Source organism: Pedobacter sp. NO84 (assembly GCF_059703915.1).
The window spans coordinates 514830-532458 of the sequence record NZ_AP046575.1; the positions used below are offsets into that span (position 1 = coordinate 514830).

15 protein-coding genes are annotated in these 17629 nt (G+C 39.5%); 6 read left to right on the forward strand and 9 right to left on the reverse strand.

The genetic code is table 11. From position 1 onward, the window contains the following. Positions 1-201 (reverse strand): KTSC domain-containing protein, encoded by a 201-nt coding sequence (locus AC6H0V_RS02410; protein WP_497562115.1) that lies wholly within the window; start codon positions 199-201, stop codon positions 1-3. Positions 202-310: 109 nt separating this feature from the next. Further along, on the reverse strand, positions 311-1858 hold the full coding sequence (locus AC6H0V_RS02415; protein WP_497562116.1) for an FAD-dependent oxidoreductase: 1548 nt from the start codon (positions 1856-1858) through the stop codon (positions 311-313). Between the two features lie 103 nt (positions 1859-1961). Between AC6H0V_RS02415 and AC6H0V_RS02420 the strand changes: the two genes are divergently transcribed. After that, the gene (locus AC6H0V_RS02420; protein ID WP_497562117.1) at positions 1962-2321 is read left to right on the forward strand and encodes a response regulator transcription factor; all 360 of its coding nucleotides are present in this window, start codon (positions 1962-1964) and stop codon (positions 2319-2321) included. A 295-nt stretch (positions 2322-2616) separates the two neighbouring features. Here the strand turns inward: AC6H0V_RS02420 and AC6H0V_RS02425 are convergent, their stop codons facing one another. Together AC6H0V_RS02425 and AC6H0V_RS02430 are read right to left on the reverse strand one after the other, a co-directional pair. Further along, a complete protein-coding gene (locus AC6H0V_RS02425) occupies positions 2617-2778 on the reverse strand; it encodes a hypothetical protein (protein WP_497562118.1) in 162 nt (53 codons plus the stop codon). A gap of 157 nt (positions 2779-2935) precedes the next feature. Next, the gene (locus tag AC6H0V_RS02430; RefSeq protein WP_497562119.1) at positions 2936-3838 is read right to left on the reverse strand and encodes an SDR family oxidoreductase; all 903 of its coding nucleotides are present in this window, start codon (positions 3836-3838) and stop codon (positions 2936-2938) included. A gap of 169 nt (positions 3839-4007) precedes the next feature. Here AC6H0V_RS02430 and AC6H0V_RS02435 point away from each other — a divergent pair, with 169 nt between their 5' ends. Next, positions 4008-4427 (forward strand): CinA family protein, encoded by a 420-nt coding sequence (locus AC6H0V_RS02435; protein ID WP_497562120.1) that lies wholly within the window; start codon positions 4008-4010, stop codon positions 4425-4427. A 121-nt stretch (positions 4428-4548) separates the two neighbouring features. Here the strand turns inward: AC6H0V_RS02435 and ku are convergent, their stop codons facing one another. Continuing rightward, complete coding sequence (gene ku, locus AC6H0V_RS02440; RefSeq protein WP_497562121.1) at positions 4549-5319, reverse strand: non-homologous end joining protein Ku; 771 nt, start codon at positions 5317-5319, stop codon at positions 4549-4551. A 368-nt stretch (positions 5320-5687) separates the two neighbouring features. Here ku and AC6H0V_RS02445 point away from each other — a divergent pair, with 368 nt between their 5' ends. Together AC6H0V_RS02445 and AC6H0V_RS02450 are read left to right on the forward strand one after the other, a co-directional pair. Then, complete coding sequence (locus tag AC6H0V_RS02445; protein ID WP_497562122.1) at positions 5688-6188, forward strand: very short patch repair endonuclease; 501 nt, start codon at positions 5688-5690, stop codon at positions 6186-6188. Between the two features lie 732 nt (positions 6189-6920). Further along, positions 6921-7382 (forward strand): hypothetical protein, encoded by a 462-nt coding sequence (locus tag AC6H0V_RS02450; protein WP_497562123.1) that lies wholly within the window; start codon positions 6921-6923, stop codon positions 7380-7382. 1184 nt (positions 7383-8566) lie between these two features. Here AC6H0V_RS02450 and AC6H0V_RS02455 read toward each other — a convergent pair. The 4 genes from AC6H0V_RS02455 to AC6H0V_RS02470 form a co-directional block, all read right to left on the reverse strand. Next, on the reverse strand, positions 8567-8974 hold the full coding sequence (locus AC6H0V_RS02455) for a hypothetical protein (RefSeq protein ID WP_497562124.1): 408 nt from the start codon (positions 8972-8974) through the stop codon (positions 8567-8569). Between the two features lie 160 nt (positions 8975-9134). After that, complete coding sequence (locus AC6H0V_RS02460) at positions 9135-9806, reverse strand: DUF4397 domain-containing protein (protein WP_497562125.1); 672 nt, start codon at positions 9804-9806, stop codon at positions 9135-9137. Positions 9807-10240: 434 nt separating this feature from the next. After that, positions 10241-12631: a glycoside hydrolase family 127 protein gene (locus AC6H0V_RS02465; protein WP_497562126.1), complete on the reverse strand. Its 2391-nt coding sequence runs from the start codon at positions 12629-12631 to the stop codon at positions 10241-10243. Between the two features lie 4 nt (positions 12632-12635). Then, positions 12636-14990, reverse strand: coding sequence for a beta-L-arabinofuranosidase domain-containing protein (locus AC6H0V_RS02470; protein ID WP_497562127.1), 2355 nt, complete (start codon positions 14988-14990; stop codon positions 12636-12638). A 276-nt stretch (positions 14991-15266) separates the two neighbouring features. Between AC6H0V_RS02470 and AC6H0V_RS02475 the strand changes: the two genes are divergently transcribed. Further along, positions 15267-16145, forward strand: a complete 879-nt coding sequence (locus AC6H0V_RS02475) for an AraC family transcriptional regulator (RefSeq protein WP_497562128.1) — start codon at positions 15267-15269, stop codon at positions 16143-16145. A gap of 535 nt (positions 16146-16680) precedes the next feature. Next, a complete protein-coding gene (locus AC6H0V_RS02480) occupies positions 16681-17613 on the forward strand; it encodes a dihydrodipicolinate synthase family protein (RefSeq protein WP_497562129.1) in 933 nt (310 codons plus the stop codon). Positions 17614-17629: the final 16 nt, after the last annotated feature.

The window sequence follows — 17629 nt, forward strand, 5'->3', positions numbered from 1 at the left end:
TTAGTCTTCTATTTTTTCGAATTCAAATTTATCTTTGATGTGATAGTTAAAGTATTTGCCTTTAGATATTGATGCCTTAAATAATTTGTAGCTCCTCTCTGGTACTTCAAGGTATCGATACACCATTCCGGTTACAAAAGTGATGGTCAAGGTGCGAGACTTGTCATCGTAATGGTAATGGTTGATAACTGAGGATGGCATAACAAGGACTAGGGTTAATAGAGACCAGGATTAATAAGGACTAGGATTAATAGAATTAAAGGCTTGTAGGATTTAGAAACAATTAAGCAATTAAACAATTAAACAATTTTTATTCTAACTCTATCTGTTGTAAATCTTTACGGGGCGGGCCGGTAAGCACTTTTCCATTTACGTCAAATCTTCCACCATGGCAGGGGCAGTCCCAGCTTTTTTCCGATGAATTAAAATTTACAATACATTTGGCATGCGTGCAAACTGGATTTAGGGCGGTAACCTTTCCTTCTTTATTTTTATAGATAGCCAGTTTTTGATTTTTGAAATCTACCAGCATTCCTTCATCAGGTTTAATTTCTTTTAATGAGTTGATTTCTTCTGCAGAAAAGCGATCGGCGATAAAATGAAAGGCTACATCCGCATTTTCCTTTATAAAATCAGTAAAGCCTGCAATAGGTTTTATTCGTGAGGCTTTAAATAATTCGGCATGCTCATTTTCTTTGCCTAAAATAGTGTCTGAGAGGATCATGGCACTTAATGTTCCAAACTGCATTCCATTTCCATTGAAACCTGTAGCTACATACATATTATCGTCTGCAGCAGGCATGAGGCCGATGTAAGGAAGCCCGTCTGAAGGAACATAATACTGGGCAGACCATTTGTAAGGAATGGATTTTATCTTGAAGTATTTTCTTGCATAGGCCTCTAAATTTTTAAAAGCTGCTTCTGGATCACCATGACCGGTTTTATGATCTTCGCCACCAAGAATTAAATAGGGTTCTCCATCAATTTGATGCGTTCTAAAGTAATGATAAGGATCTTGCATATCATAAGATAAGCAGGTAGGATAGGCTTCATCGGTTAATTTTATGCCCAAAACATAGCTTCGATAGGGTGCACACCTAAAACTAAATACATTTACTCCTGGTGGAATATGTGTTGCGTACACTATATGTTTAGCTTTAATGGTAAAATTATCTGCTTTTGCTGTATGGATGCCTTCGTTAAATTCTGTTTCTCTAATAAAAGTATGTTCGCTCACTACTCCGCCAAGTTTTTGAAACTCGGTTACTAAAGCCATGATGTATTTTGTTGGATGGAATTGGGCCTGATTTTTAAATAAAATCGAGTGTTGAAATGGGATAGGAACCCCATTATCTTCCACTTCCTCCACAATTACATTTGCCTCTTGAGAGGATTGTAGGATTTTGATCAAATCTTTTGTTTCCGTATCGTTCTCAGAAAAGAGATAACCGTCCTTTTCTTCAAAATCGCAGTTTATCTGGTATTCGTTCATGTGAGATTTGATAAGAGCCAATGCCTCTTTCCCCGCTCGGGCAACCTGCTTCGCTGCATCTGCATTAAAATTGCTTTCAATCTCAGGATAGGTTAAATCAAAAAAGGTATTTAAATGGGCAGTTGTTCCGCTTGTTGTTCCAAATCCTATGGTATTGGCTTCGGCAATCACGCATTTCTTGCCTGCTTTTTGTAAGAGTAGGGCAGTGGTTATACCGGTAATCCCAGCGCCTACAATCAGCACATCGTAGGGGGTTTCTGGAGTTAATTTTGGAGATGGTGCAACTAAAGAATTATCCTCTAATTGTTGCCAAAGACTTTCGGTATAGCTATCTCTTGCTACTTTTGTTTTTGTATGATTTGCCATAACAATAATTTACGTATTGGAGAACACGCATCCCAATAAATGGTTTTAGTTTTTGTGGCTCGAAATAATTATATTCTTATATTCGCTCCACAATCTTATAATTTTGAAGAAAATAATTTACGTTGTAGAAGATAACGATGATATCAGAGAACTCGTCGAATATCTATTTGAGAGCGAAGGTTTTTCAGTATGCAGTTTCGCCAACGCCACTGATTTCAAAAACCACCAGATAGTTGATCAACCAGATGTATTTGTATTAGATGTAATGCTTCCAGACGGTAATGGGGTCGATATCTGTAATGAGCTTAAAACCTCAGCTGCTACTAGTGATATTCCCGTTTTATTAATGTCGGCGAATACTAATGTAGCTTATATTGGTGCAGAAAGTTTGGCAGATGATTTTATCAGCAAACCATTTGATATAGATGATTTGTTGAAAAGGGTACATCAACTGATTGGATAGAAGTAACAGATTTTTTTAAAGAAAATTAATTAGATTTTTGGACATCGCTATATGCGACCTGTGTCTCCCGCTGGCGGGGGAATCAAAGGGGTTGATAACTGTAAGCAAATTATAGGACTAAAAACTGTAATACAGTACCAGGAGTACGATTTCAGATCCTCCCCCTGCCACTACACGTTCTTCTACACCCCTCCTCCAAAGGAATCCCTTTGGGACAAAGGGGGAGAGGATGGCGTCTAACCCGCCATCAGTCTTACCGGACTACTAATAGCCTGTTGAGACTAGGGCTTACAAATTAACTCTTTCCTTTCTTCACTCTCTCGCTAGATTCGTTAGGTTTATCACCTGCCTGACCGTATTTAGGAGCAGCACCTTGTCCGTTCTGATCAAATGAGGCTTTTCCTTTTGCATCGCCACTGGTTTTGGTAGTAGCGGCTTCTTTTTTATCGTTTTTCATAACTGTAAATTTTTAAATTAATTTCAACTCTCACGTCACCCTCGCCCCAGCTTCACCTCCTCCTCTCCTGAAGGAGAGGGGCTAGTTCAACCTCTAATTCCATCTTCCATCTTCATTCCATCTTCCATTTTACCTGCCTGTCCGGCAGGCAGGCATTCTAAATCGTTATTCTTCCTCCAGTAACCGGGATCGTTGCTCCCGAGATATAGCTTGCTTCATCGGATGCCAGAAAAACATAGGCTGGAGCCACTTCAACAGGTTGCCCAGGTCTCCCCATTGGGGTATCCGTTCCAAATTTATGGGCGTCGGGCATGGTTGATGGTATTAAGGGGGTCCAAATTGGTCCCGGTGCAACCGCATTTACACGAATGCCTTTTCCTGATGTAAGCAAAATCTGACTCAAATTGGCGGTAAAATTTTGGATTGCGCCTTTTGTAGAAGCGTAGGGGAGTAGTACTTCGCTCGGACTATAAGCATTTACCGAAGTAGTATTGATAATGCTGCTTCCCTTTTTCATATGTGGTTCTGCCGCTTTACTTAGATAAAACATAGGATGGATATTAGTTTCAAATGTTTTGATCCACTCATCGCTCGGGATTTCCTGTAAGGATTCCCTTGCCATTTGAAATGCGGCATTATTAACTAAAATGTCTATTCGGCCAAATGCCGCTACAGCTTTCTCAATAATTTTTTTACAATGACTTTCTTTCCGGATATCACCTTTTACCAATACGGCTTTTTGTCCGGCCTCTTCTACGTATCTTGCTGAATCTTTGGCATCTTTGGTTTCTACATCACTTAAATAACTGATCAGCACATCAGCTCCCTCTCTTGCAAAAGCAATAGCGATGGCTTTCCCGATACCCGAATCCCCACCGGTAATAATGGCTTTTTTACCTGCTAGTTTTCCTGATCCCTTGTATGAGGTTTCTCCATGATCGGCCAAGGGGCGCATTTGATCTTCTGTGCCAGGCGGATCTTGTTTTTGTTTCGGAAACGGTGGAACCGGATATTTTGTATCTGGCTTTTTAGGCGACTCTTGCTTCTTGATCTTTCCCATAGGTAGGTTTTTTCTAAAAAACACGAAGTAGGTAAAATTGTTTCGAGTTAAATCAATTGCTATATTGTTAACCCATCAATTTAACAATTTAACAATCCAACAATTTGTCTAGCCGAACAATTTCATTTAGTGAATTGTTAACTAGCTGTAAGCCAATCATCATTAACCAATGCTTAACCAGGATATCATTAGGTGCAGTGAAGTTTTAATTGCCAAGAAACTGACGATTGCTTTTGCCGAAAGTGCATCAGCCGGAAGAATGGTGGCTGAATTTGCTATGGTTCCTAATGCAGGCAGATTTTTAAAGGGAGGTTTAGTATGCTATGATGCCGGTTTAAAAGAGGATATTTTGTGTGTTCCCCAAAAATTGATGGATCAATTTACGCCAGAGTCGTTAGAGGTTACTAAGGCAGCTGCGATTGGGTTAAAGAAGTTGATAGCTGCAGATATTCATATTGGTGTAACTGGATTGCCCGCGCCGGGAGGAAGTGAAACATCCGAAAAACCGGTGGGCACCATGTTTATTTGTGCCCTATATAATGATGAAGAATTATTTGCAGAAAAAGTTATTTTTAACGGGGATCCCTAAGAAATAATTTTAAGAACAGTTTATCACACGGCAGAGTTATTGGCAAATGAATTGGCCCATACCCGATAACCCAAAACCTAATTCCCAGCTCCAAACTCCCAACTCCCAACTCCAAACTCAACTAAGCTCTCTTCTTACTTCCGCCTAAACTTTGCATCAATTGATCGTAAAGATTATCGCTGCTGGCCTTTTCTGGTTTCATTTTCTTAACGATTGCTCTTTTGCCTTTGGCTTTAGCTTTAATAATTTTGAGCAGTTCTACGCTATAATCATCTTTGAACGTAGAAATATCAAATGGCGAACTGTATTGTTTAATCAGCGCCATACCCACTTCCATTTCTTTTTTGCTAATCTCTACATCAACCTTTTTAATTTCGGTCATGGGTCTGATCTCTTCTTGAAACCGGATTTTAGAAACTACAATAACTCCATTCATCGGGTGGATGACACAGAGATTCTCGGTACTGCGCAATACAAATCTCGCTACGCCAGCTTTTTTAGATTTTTCTAATGCCTTTAACAGCAATGCATAAGCTTTAGTGCCTTGTTTTTCGGGTTCGGTATAATACGATGTTTCGTAATAAACCGGATTGATCTCTTGGAGATCAACAAAATTTTCTAATTCGATAATCTTGTTTTTTTCTGGGGCTGCTTCTTCAAAATCATGGGGATCTAGAATCACATATTTATCCCCTAGAAAATAACCTTTCACAATTTTTTCGTAGGGAACTTCTTTCCGTGTTTCTTCGTTTATCCGCTGAAACTTGATTTTGTTGTGATCACGCTCATCAAGCATATCAAAATCTAAATTGCTATTCTGCACGCCAGAATACAGCTTAACCGGTATATTAACCAGTCCGAAGCCAATAGAACCTTTCCAAATCGATCTCATAAATCTATAAACAAGCAAGAAGGGTTTTGTGTTTGGAAAATTAGTGAGTCCGAGAGTCGGAAAGTCTGAGAGTCCGAAGTCCAATAGTCCAAAAGCCCAGGAGCCCATAGTTTCACAGCCTGTCGGTGGAATCACCCCAATCGGTGTAATCCTCTCAATCGGTGAAATCCCTATCCCGATAGCTATCGGGACGGTGTAATCATCCGCGAAGCGTAATCTTCAATTAATCTGTGCAATCACCCGCAAAGCGTAAACTAATCGGTGTAATCTTTTAATCGGTGTAATCATCCGCGAAGCGTAATCTTCAATTAATCTGTGTAATCAATGGCGAAGCTTAAATAATTTCTTTTCTTTACAGTTTAATACACATGCAACCCGAGAAATATCCCTTAACTGACGATTTAATCAAGGTTCCTCGCTTTGAGGGGAAGGCTGGGTTTTATACTACTAAACAGCGAAGTAAAACCATGTCTAAAATTCGTGGCAAAAATAGTAAGCCCGAATTATTGTTAAGGAAAGCATTATGGAAAAAGAATATCCGTTTCCGCATTCACAGAAAGGATTTACCCGGCCGACCAGATCTAGTGATCGATAAATACCGATTGGCGGTTTTTGTAGATGGAGATTTTTGGCATGGTTACCAGTGGGAAGTCAGAAAGCCAAAAACAAATGAAGGTTTCTGGATCCCAAAAATCGAACGCAATATGCAAAGAGACCGTGAAGTAAATGATCAATTAACCCAAAGGGGATATACGATTATGCGTTTTTGGGAGCATGAAATTAAAGAAAACCTACAAGCCTGTGTTAACCAAGTATTACTTTATATCGAGGCTGCGAGGAAAATGACGATTCCTGTTAATGAGATTTGAGTCCGTGCCGAAGGCATCCCTGCGGGAAAAGTCTGAGAGTCGGAAAGTCCGAAGATTGGAAGCAAAAGATAGAGTCTAAGAACTATCTTTGAAATACTTTATTAAGCTGTCATCCTGAGCTTGTCGAAGGACTCGATGTGTTGTAAAAGAGATTGGAATTTGAGCTTAAATTAATCAGTGAGATCAATTAATCGCGAAGCGACTAAGGCGCAGTGCTCATTACAAACATCAACAATCCATATGCATAAGCTGCACAAATAAAGAAAACGATTGCTGCTATCTTTACGCGGTTAATGTGGTTGGTTCGAGTTCTGGTGATATTCATTTTGTTACTCCTCTCTTATATGTTGTTATAACTATATAGACAATTGCTATGCCACCAGAAGTGATTGAACAGAGATTGCCGGCAACGCCATGCAAAAATGCCCTTTACTATAATAGAAGTGGATTTTTTCTATTTAATACCATAATATTTTATTGTGCCAAAAGAAAATTAATCTTTTTTAAATTTATGGGAGTGGGGAAAATTGGGGAATTATTTTCGGGTGGGTGGGTAACCAATTGGGGAATCCTAGTTATTAACCACCTTAGACACCTAAGAAACCTCAGCGTATTGTTAAGAATTTCCTATCTGTAAAATTACTTTAATTGGTATAATCATCTCTAATCCCTGCCTGCCAGTAGGCAGGTGTGTAATCATTATTTATTAAGTTTGTATAAAAACCCTGAACAATGAAATCTAATTCTTTACTCCTCATTTACATCTTAACGCTTTGCGTAATTTTAGCTAGCTGCAACAACCATCCAACTATCGAAGAGCAGATGGATAAGAAATATACGGCTTGTTACATTGCAGTGGCCGACAAAGACACCGCATGGCTTACCCTTAACACCTCTAAATACGAACCTATTGGTTTATTAGAATTTAACTATTCATCACAAAAGAAGAGATACCTCGGTCAGTTTAAAGGCACAAAACATGGCGATACCATTAAAGGTCACTTTGATTTTAAAATAAACAAAGTTGATAAATGGTACCGAAACCCAGTTGCCCTCCTCAAACGCGATGGCAAACTGATCATGGGCGTAGGCCAATTTGTAACCATTTGGGGCTCTCCACAATTTGATGCTAAAGTGCCAATTGATTTTGAGAGGGGAAGGTTTGTTTTTGAGGAGGGGGTGTGTGGGAAATAGTCGGAATTTCGGTAAGAGATTTGTGTTGTTTCAGGGAAGAAGGGAAAGCTGGTCATCGAAATTGAAAAGGAATAAAGGTTCAATCGCGCATATTAACCGCAGAGGACGCAAAAGCACGCAAAGGTTTAATGCTGTTTAAACCTCCAACTTTGTGTTCTTTGTGTCTTTGTGGTAAATAGGTCTAAAAATTTAACCGCAAAAGAACGCAGAGCATAAATGTTTAAACATCCAACTTTGTGCATTCTTGTGTCTTTGTGGTTCAAAAATATAGCTAAAAATTTAAACGCTGAGAACGGAAGGAGAGTTGAGAATTGGGAGTTTGAAGACCACCGCGCATCACCACATGGAACCATTAAGAAGTTAAGGTCATCTAGTCTTAACTACCTAAATTTCTTAATGGTTAAGACTTCGTGCATAATCTTTTGGTTAAAAATATAATTTAAACGCCAAGGACGCCAAGGTTACGCATAGCTTTAATGTTGTTTAAACATCCAACTTTGTGCGTTCTTTTTGCCTTCGTGTACGCCGCAGGCATGGTGTGTTTAAAATATACCTCTAAAAATTTAAACGCCAAGGACGCAAAGGTTACGCAAAGAACGCAGAGCTTTAATGCCGTTTAAACGTCCAACTTTGTGTTTCTTTGTGTCTTTGTGGTTCAAAAATAGCTCTAAAAATTTAAAGGCTGAGAACGCAAGGAGAGTTGAGAATTGGGAGTTTGGAGACCACCGCGCATCACCACATGGAACCATTAAGAAGTTAAGGTCATTGAGTCTTAACTACCTAAATTTCTTAATGGTTAAGACTTCGTGCGAAATCTTTTGGTCTAAAATTAAACTCCAAGGACGCAAAGGCTACGCAAAGAACGCAGAGCTTTAATGTTGTTTAAACGTCCAAATTTGTGTGTTTCTTCGTGCCTTGGTGGTTTAAAATAAAATGTTTTAACTAAATGCTGAGAAATTAGGCTACGTTTGTGCTTCGACAAGCTCAGCATGACACCTTTGGAGGAGCTGCAAAAGAAAGTTATTTTATGGAGTTGTCAGCTCTTTGTGCATCTATATGCTCAGCATGACAATCAACTGTTGGTCTAAAGCGCTTATACAATTAATAAGCGTAATCACATCCTGAAGGAGATTGAAACATAGCACTCCTTTGGAGCTCACTGCGTCCGCAAAAGCCGAGTAGGACTAAATGACCTGAAAATTGATCAATCTTTTCCTGATCGCAATAGCGCCAACAAGTCCAACAACCAGCATCATCACCCAGACGTAATCATCTAAAGGCAAGGCCACACAATTGCTGTCATTTGGATTAAAATAATAAACCACGCCCCAGTTAGAGCCAACTACCTGACAGTTATCGTCGCCACTAGTTCTTGGGTGTATTTTATTATCTCTAATACCACAGTTCGGATCTCCATCCCAAGTTCTTATGGTGATAGGATTGCTACTGTAATAGTACGGATCTCCGCTAGAATTTACACCTCCCGTTGCATTTGGATAAATGGTATTTCCAAGATTGCAGCCGTAATTAGCCTTCACAGAGAATGAAGCCGATGAAAGTAAAACTATAAAGAGAATTTTAATGAATTTCATTGTTATAACATATATATTCAATAACAATGCCAAGGATGGGGAAAGATTAACATTAACAACAACTTTACGTTGTAATTAACATATGCCATAAAATTTGGGTTTGCAAAAGGGATGATAGAAAAAAAGGCGACCAGTGATCGCCTTTTAAATGCTATTGACCTTAATTTTCTGCTACAATATGGTATTTTACTTTGCTTGATGTAGCGTTGTCTAACCAAATCGTATATACTTTTCCGCCCTGAATTTCAGTGCCCGAAATAGTGGTTATTTCTAAAGAGCCTGTCACGTTTACATTAAATGATGTTCCTGAATTAACTTCTTCGTAGGCTGATGTAGTTCTGAAGGCCAGACCGTTCACTAAACTAGTACCTGCAGAGCTAGTTATATTAATTGTTGAAGTAAGCGTTGGAGCTAAGTTAAGAAACCTAACTCTTGCTTTACCGTTTGATGGGGTACCTGCTGTATTGGCATAGGTACTAACGGTTAAGCTTCCATTAGCCGATTTAGTTAGATATACGGTCTGCTTTACTGATCCGTCTAAAGTGAGATTTGCTGAAGCACTTTCGGTTGTGGTACCCGTGTTTTTGAAAGAAATCGTTTTTGTGCCCGTTGTGGTAGTTACATCGCTCGCGGCACTACCGTAAGCAGCAGTAGTTGTTTTTGAATCATTAAGATATACGTCTTGTGTTGCCGATCCCTCAACAGAGTTTACAATTGCAAGACTTGCTACCGTTTGAGTGTTGTCGTCGTCTTTCTTACACGAGGCAAATGATCCTACCAGTGCGCCCACTAGGGCGAAACCGATAATTGATTTATTAAATTTTGTTTTCATGATAAATTAGATTTGATGTATCAAGCAGGAACAATAAAAATGCCTTTTCCGCAAATGAAAGGCATTTTTTTTATTTTTAATTCCCAAAAATGTACTGTTAATTGCGTTTAGCGGTTATTTTTTAAAAATTAACCCATAGGTTACCACAGCTTTCACGAGGGGTGATAAGTGTATAGTAAATGCGTCAATTGATATGGGAACCAACCTAGGCAATCTAAATTTTGTAATTGAAATATAACAATACGGTAGATTTTACCATCTTAGGCATCTAAGTTGCATCTTAGGCAGCCTTGTAAATCTTAGATGCTTCTAAGATGCCTTAGATGGTGAGAAAATAGTTGCGTTCGGCGCTGAGCGTAAGCGTTAACAACTTAGATGTCTAAGGCGTCTTAGGTGGTGAAAAAATAATTTGACGTTTAGCGTATAGTGATTTATTATTTCACTATCCATTCGTGTATCCCCGTGCTATAATTTTCTGGCAGCTGCACCTCTAATTTAAGTCCTGTGGTTTTAACGGCTTCAAAAGTGATCGTATTGTACTTATCCTTGGCAATAGGATCGGTAGTTATTGTTTTAACCGGTACCCAATCGCCATCTTTAAGATAATACAATTTATATCCTGCCGGGATTCTGCATCCGCCGTATGGCGCATCGTCAAACCAGTATACCGATGTTGAGGAAACCGTTTTTTCGCCATCAAATGCATACGCTACAAACTCTGTACTGTTCTTCTTTGGCCACCAATGTAGGTAGGGGTAGTTGGCATCCTTTGAATCTTCAGGATCATACTGATCATTTAATGCCTTATACATTTTCGGGATGTTGAGCGATGACGTTACCTTGCTCGTTGATGCAATGGATGGCGCAGGTTTCGGTCGCACAGCATTTGCTGCATACGGAATCCAAACTTCCATTTCAGAAGCACCGCGATTAGCCCAAGCATAGTAGGGGATGGCTTTCACATTTTGTGAAGTAAAGGTTAACGAATCGGTATTTAACCGTTTTTGATAACTGGCCCCTGTTAAGCTAATGGTGTAAATACCATTTAGCAGTTCTGGCTGATAGCTTACATCAGCTTTGCTATCTATTTTAACGCCAATGTTTTGTACCGAGCCATTCACATTATCAGGACCTTCCAAGCAATATACAATGGGGCCTCTCTGCAGGGCAAACCTCCCCTTATCATCCTTAACTCTTTCATTAGCCAGCACTTTTTGTGTTTCCATGGGCAACAAAAGTTCAATTTTATCGCCTTTGGCCCACTTGCGTTTTAAGATGGCATATCCTTTTTCTGTAGTGTAAGACATTTTTTTGCCATTAATAATGATCAATATTGGATTAGAAACAGCAGCTGCAAAATGGTATAGATCTCCAGCAATGGGTTGTTGTTTTGCCCATCCCGGAATGCGCAGGGCGATAGTGAAATCGCTTTGCTTGGTAGGTTCTATGGTTAACCTAACCGATCCTTTCCATGGATATTCGGTCTGTTGAGTTATCTTAACTTTTCCAGCGGCGGGAATATTTACCGTGCCGATATTACTCATAAATAGATTTACAAATAACCGGTTTCCATTTTGCGCATACACATAGCTTGGCACCGATGGCAAAAAGCGGGTCATGTTGGTGATACAGCAGGCGCAATTAAACCACGGACTGCGTTGATGCTGCCCCAAAGAGGCTAAAGGATTGGGATAAAAGAATTTATTGCCTGTTAGCGATACGCCCGATAGCAAACCATTATAAAGTGTACGTTCTAACACATCAATGTATTTCGAATCTCCATGCAATAGAAACATACGGTTATTCCAGTACACATTGGCAATAGCTGCACAGGTTTCGGCATAAGCACTCATATTAGGCAACTGATAGGCATCCCCAAAGGCCTCTCCATTATTGGTAGAGCCAATACCACCGGTGATGTAGAGTTTTCTTAGGGTTACATCTTCCCAAATGTCATCAATGGCATGCAGGTAGGATAAATTGCCTGTTAAAGCGGCGATATCGGCCATGCCCGTATACATATAGGTAGCCCTTACGGCATGGCCCACTGCCTGTTTCTGTTGTACTACTTTGGCATTTGCCTGATTGTAGACATCACCTTTTGGTCCTCTGATATCCAAAAAGAACTTGGCCAATTCCAGGTATTTTTTGTTACCGGTTACCCGATACATTTTGGCTAAACCAAGCTCAACGATCTGGTGACCAGGATACACTTCTACTTTACCATACCCAAAGTCATGGACCAATAAATCGGCATTTTTGATGGCAATATTCAAGAGGTTCTTTTTTCCGGTTGCTTGATAGTGCGCTACGGCTGCTTCAAACAAATGCCCAGAATTGTAAAGCTCATGGCTCAGTTCTTCATCTTTTTCCCATCGTTTTGTACCGATCCACTCGTGTGGTTTTTTCGCATTTACCGTTCTAAACGTGTACAAATATCCATCCTTTTCTTGGGCAGCGCCGATAATGGTAATCAAGCTATCCACATATTTTTCGAGTTCAGGATTTTTCTGTACCTGCATCGCATAAGATGCACCTTCGATCACTTTGTAAAGATCGGTATCATCAAATGGATATTCGGTCATTTTATCCCCTTCCAATAGTTTCGCGGCTCTTAAAAAATTGTCGATCCGCCCATTTTCTTTGCATTTTTGCAGGATATATGGAATGGTAACCTTTGCGTTTACTTCCATCTTTGGCGCCCAAAATTGATCGTTTACATGCACCTGCGTAAAAGGAACGGGTTGGATAGGATAATCTCTTTGCTGCGCCAATAACAGCGTTGAAAATAAACATGCAATAATTAAACTAATTAGATACCTCATAATCTTAATTCTTAATTAACCTCGCTTCATAAAACGGACCCGCGCTGTTACCAGTTTTAGGGACTAATTTGATGGTGATTATTTTTTTACCTTTAGTTAACTCTTCCGGAATGGGATAGGAGATTGGATAGAACTTACTTTCTTTAAACTTATTTAAATCTTCTGTCGCTATCTTTGTGTCGTCTACTAGAATATCAAAGCGCCTTGCTCGGTTATCCATTCCCCAATAGGTTAAAATTAAGGTATTTGCCTGTGCTTCGCTAATTTTCATTTCGAAAGATAAATAACCGCCTACCCCAGCGCTTCGCCACTTTTGCAGATGCTCTTCTCCCGTTTCCATTTTCTCCCCAGTTAATTTATGATCACGTTCAGGCTGCATTTCTCCGGGCCTAAACACATCACTTGTTTTAGCGATCAGTTCTTGCTCTTTCAGCTTTGCTTCTTCATACACTTTTTGCTGTGCTTTCCATGTCTCTGGCGTAAAAATATCCCAATATACAGAGTAGTAAGTGTTGGTTACCTGATTAAAGGGCATCATTTCTATTTCTTGGGGCTTTGCTAGGTTGCTGGTCTTGAAAAGTAATTTACTTTTATCGCTTATCGTTAGCCATTTGTTGGCATTATCGGTATTGCTTACAAAAACAGGGATTCCCTTCAGGGGATCGGGCTCTTTTAACCCTAAGTTGCCTGCCAGTAAAGTTGGCCCGTAAAATATGGCCCTGCGGTTAGGATTATCTGGAATAGCCTCGGTATATAAATGCGATGGAATAGTTATTTCAATTTTATCATTGTTTTTCCAATTCAGAACTTTGATAACGGCATATCCGTCTCTTTCGAAAATAGTGGATATAACTTTACCGTTAAGGGTAATATTCATCTCATCAGACCAATGGGGTTTTCTGATCCTTATCTTAAATTTAGCAGGCCTAGTTAAATTAAGTGTAAATGTTGTTTTGTTGGTGGCAGGAATTTGGGTTTCCTGTTTGATAGTAACTCCCTGTTCTTTCCAGTTTAACACGGAGGGAATAAAGAGGTTTACATATAAACTTCCATCACTACCCTTAAAATAGATGCTTTCATTGTATTTAACATGGTTTTCCATGCCCGAACCCACACAGCAAGTAAAAGTATTGAATTCATCACTAAACTCTTTTTTGCCACCCATTTTTAAGGGAACAAAATAACAGGTCATGCCATTACTATGGTTTTGTGAAGCCAGGATGTGGTTATAAAGTGCTTTTTCGTAATAATCGAAATATGCTGAACTTGGCTTTAAGGCAAATAAATGCCGCGTTAGCTTTAACATATTATAGGTGTTGCAGGTTTCGGTAGTATTATCGGTTAAGTGGTTGTTTAATTTTCCTGGTTCAAATAAATACTCGTAATTGCTGTTTCCCCCATTGGCATAGGTGTGGTTTTTTACCACGGCATCCCAAAAGAAATTGGCAATTTTTAAGTCCTTCGTATCATTGGTAAGCACATATCGCCTTGCGCTCGCAATTATTTTCGGGATTTGCGTATTTGAATGTTTGCCTGCAAGTTGGTCCTTTCCATTGGCCAAAGTATCAAGTACTTTTTTGTCGTAAAATTTATAAGAGAGGTCTAGGTATTTTTTATTTCCTGTAAAAGCATAGGTATTAACCAATACTTCACTCATGCCTCCATATTCGCAAACAAGCATTTTTTGAATTTGGGCTTCGTCTAGATTTTGCAAGGTATTGGCCACCCAGTTGGCCATTAATTGGTTAATTTGAAGCGCTTTTTTGTTATTGGCGTATAAATAGGCATCCTGTAGCCCTGCCATCACTTTTTGTACGGTATACCAAGGCGACCAAGCGCCGTTTAGATCAAAGCCGCCCGATCGGATATTGCCTTTTGCAACTTCTTCCCACAGCTTATCCTCGTTGGGTATTGCGCCAATGTATCCCGTTTTACGGGCTTTTTGGCATTCATCCAATTCATTAACGATATAATTTATCCTTTTAAGAAAGGCCTCCTCTTTGGTTGTTGCGTAATGCATGGAAAGCGCCGATAGGTAATGCCCTAAGGTATGGCCGGCCAATCCCTCAGATTCCCATCCCCCGTAAATTGCACCTTTCGCTTTCAGACCTGAGTGGGTGCGGAAGGAAGAAAGGAGCCGATCGGCATCAATTTTAAGCAAATAAGCTGCATCTGCTTTCATTGCCGTTAAAAAAGGACTTTCCAATAATTTAACTTCTGATAAATTAAAGGGATACGCTTTAACGGCGACCTTTGGTTTAATCAATTCCTTAGGGTTACTTAACTCGCTCAAGTAGTTTTGGGCATAGAGATGGCTTACTAATAAAATAAGGAATAGACTAATAGTTAATTTTTTCATTGGTTTTTTACCCCTGCTCATCCGATGAGTCATCGGATGAGTCATCGGATGAGCATTTTTCTTAAAACTAAACTTCGTAGCTGATTTTTCCAATGCTGTTATTGGCATAAAGTTTACGGATATTAACCTTCGTAGCTTTTACCACCTTAGGAAGCTTAGAAACCTTAGAATTTGCCAATGTTTATTCTTAGGTGACTTAGGTACCTAAGGTGGTAAATGCAAAATTTAACCTAATTTTTAAGTTTATTCATTTTTTAAGTTAATATTGAACTAGAAATGAAGGTTCTACAATTTACCATACCCGTAGCGCATGATCGTGCAATTATTGTACAGGAAGATATCATGCCCTACTTTTATCCACATTTGCACCGTCATAACGAAGCGCAGCTGATTTGGATAAAGGAAGGGGATGGGACTTTGGTGGTCGACAATCAATTACATGCTTTTAAGGCTGATGATGTATATCTATTGGGTGCTAATCAGCCCCACCTATTTAAAAGTAATGCAGAATATTTCGAGGAAAGCAATGGCCTAAAAATTCAGGCTTTAATGATATTCTTCGATCCAAATGGAAAGTTATCACCCTTGTTGGCTATGCCCGAAATGCAATTGATCCATTCTTTTTTAATTCAGCACCAAGCCGGGTTTAAAGTGCCAGCTAATTTCAGCGCTGCGATTATCAGTCAAATGTTGGCGGTAAAGCAGGTTCAAAATCAGGACTTGGTTTTGCAGTTTTTAGCGCTTCTAAATCTACTCTATCAAACCTGTCACCGAGCCTTGCCATTGGCTCCAGTTCGTGGTGTAAACTTTTCAGAAAATGAAGGGATCCGAATTGGCCATATCTTTAACTATATCATGCAACACTACGAACGTTTAATTACGCTTGAAGAGGTAGCCGCAGAAGCCCACATGACCCCTCAAGCATTTTGCAGGTATTTTAAAAAACATACCCGACAAACCTTTGTGGCATTTTTGAACGAAATGCGAATTAACGAAGCCTGTAAAAAATTAACCAGTGGTAAATATGAAAATATCGCAACAGCTGCCTATACCTGTGGTTTTAACAGTGTAACCAATTTTAACAGGGTATTTAAATCCGTGAAAGGAGAATCGCCAAAGGTTTATTTGTCGAATTACTTTAATAAGATAAGTTAATGCTTCGCGGATGATTACACCGATTAATTTTGATTACACCGATTGTGTTCTACATAAACGTTGTCTAAAAAAGTTATCAGTCTAGGCGCTCGAAGACCAACTTGAGTTCTTTTTGTGCTTCGACTAGGCTCAGCATGACAGTCCATTTTTTCCACGATCTCAGACATCTAAGGGCATCTAAGTTGGGTACGCACTTGCTGTCAGTCTCAATCTGAGGTCCTGGAAGATCGACTTGAGCTTATTTTGTCCTTCGACAGGCTCAGGATGACAACTTTGAGTAGATTAACTTTGGAAATTGGTTAGCTGTTAGATTAAGCCATGGGCACTTGGATTTCTGGACTTTTAAAAGAAATCTATTTAAAGTTTAATCTTCGGACTCCCGGACTCTCCGACTCTCGGACTTTTTGAAAGAATTCCATTTAAAGTTAATCCTCGGACTCCCGGAATCCTAAAGGTTAATATCCGTCTACTATTCATTAAAACACGACTAAAATTGTATCCCTTCGTACTTTACATTTGAGTAAAATTTTTTAATATGAAGAATGTTTCATGGCAAGGCGTTTATCCCGCGCTGTTAACCCCTTTTACCGCTGATGATCAAATCGATTATCCCTTGTTTCAGAAAAATCTCGACGCACAGCTTGCTGCTGGGGTCAATGGAATTATTATTTGTGGTTCATTAGGTGAAGCAAGCACGCTCAGCACTGCCGAAAAACTGGAGCTCTTGGCCTTTTGCGTTAAAAGTGTTGATGGGAGAGTGCCGGTAATTTTAAATATTGCCGAACAGGTAACCAAAGATGCTATTGAAATGGCCAAAAATGCCGAAAAATTAGGAGCCGATGGATTAATGCTGTTGCCCCCATTGCGCTACAAAGCAGATGATGAAGAAACATTGACCTATTTTAAAAGTATAGCTCAGCAGACGGATCTTTCTATTATGATCTATAACAATCCGGTTGATTATGGGATTAAGGTGTCTGTAGAAATGTTCGAAGAACTAGAGCAATTTGAAAATATTCAGGCCGTTAAGGAAAGTACGAGGGATGTATCAAACGTTACCCGAATGATTAATCGTTTTGGAGATCGCTTTAAAATATTATGCGGTGTTGATCCTTTGGCATTTGAATGTTTAGCTTTAGGTGCCCATGGTTGGGTTGCTGGGCTGGTAGATGCTTTTCCGGCAGAAACCGTGGCTATTTATCGCTTGGTTAAGGCTAATCGATATGCAGAAGCCTTAGAAATTTATAGATGGTTTTTACCTATTTTAGAGCTAGATATCCATGCAAAATTGGTGCAATACATTAAATTGGCTGCAACTGCAACGGGCATTGGATCTGAAACGGTAAGGGCGCCGAGATTAGTTTTAAAAGGAGAAGAACGCCAACAGGTGTTAAAAGTAATTAATGATGGCTTAGAAAACAGACCCACTTTACCCGCTTATTTGCACCTAGAAGTTGAAACAGTTTAAAAAAAACGGGTTATAA

Bases quoted from the DNA above. Each gene is read 5' to 3' on its own strand.
- AC6H0V_RS02415 (WP_497562116.1), bottom strand. From the start codon at position 1,858: ATGGCAAATCATACAAAAACAAAAGTAGCAAGAGATAGCTATACCGAA.
- AC6H0V_RS02445 (WP_497562122.1), top strand. From the start codon at position 5,688: ATGCAACCCGAGAAATATCCCTTAACTGACGATTTAATCAAGGTTCCT.
- AC6H0V_RS02430 (WP_497562119.1), bottom strand. From the start codon at position 3,838: ATGGGAAAGATCAAGAAGCAAGAGTCGCCTAAAAAGCCAGATACAAAA.
- AC6H0V_RS02465 (WP_497562126.1), bottom strand. From the start codon at position 12,631: ATGAGGTATCTAATTAGTTTAATTATTGCATGTTTATTTTCAACGCTG.
- AC6H0V_RS02455 (WP_497562124.1), bottom strand. From the start codon at position 8,974: ATGAAATTCATTAAAATTCTCTTTATAGTTTTACTTTCATCGGCTTCA.
- AC6H0V_RS02425 (WP_497562118.1), bottom strand. From the start codon at position 2,778: ATGAAAAACGATAAAAAAGAAGCCGCTACTACCAAAACCAGTGGCGAT.
- AC6H0V_RS02475 (WP_497562128.1), top strand. From the start codon at position 15,267: ATGAAGGTTCTACAATTTACCATACCCGTAGCGCATGATCGTGCAATT.
- AC6H0V_RS02470 (WP_497562127.1), bottom strand. From the start codon at position 14,990: ATGAAAAAATTAACTATTAGTCTATTCCTTATTTTATTAGTAAGCCAT.
- AC6H0V_RS02410 (WP_497562115.1), bottom strand. From the start codon at position 201: ATGCCATCCTCAGTTATCAACCATTACCATTACGATGACAAGTCTCGC.
- AC6H0V_RS02450 (WP_497562123.1), top strand. From the start codon at position 6,921: ATGAAATCTAATTCTTTACTCCTCATTTACATCTTAACGCTTTGCGTA.
- AC6H0V_RS02435 (WP_497562120.1), top strand. From the start codon at position 4,008: ATGCTTAACCAGGATATCATTAGGTGCAGTGAAGTTTTAATTGCCAAG.
- AC6H0V_RS02480 (WP_497562129.1), top strand. From the start codon at position 16,681: ATGAAGAATGTTTCATGGCAAGGCGTTTATCCCGCGCTGTTAACCCCT.
- AC6H0V_RS02460 (WP_497562125.1), bottom strand. From the start codon at position 9,806: ATGAAAACAAAATTTAATAAATCAATTATCGGTTTCGCCCTAGTGGGC.
- ku (WP_497562121.1), bottom strand. From the start codon at position 5,319: ATGAGATCGATTTGGAAAGGTTCTATTGGCTTCGGACTGGTTAATATA.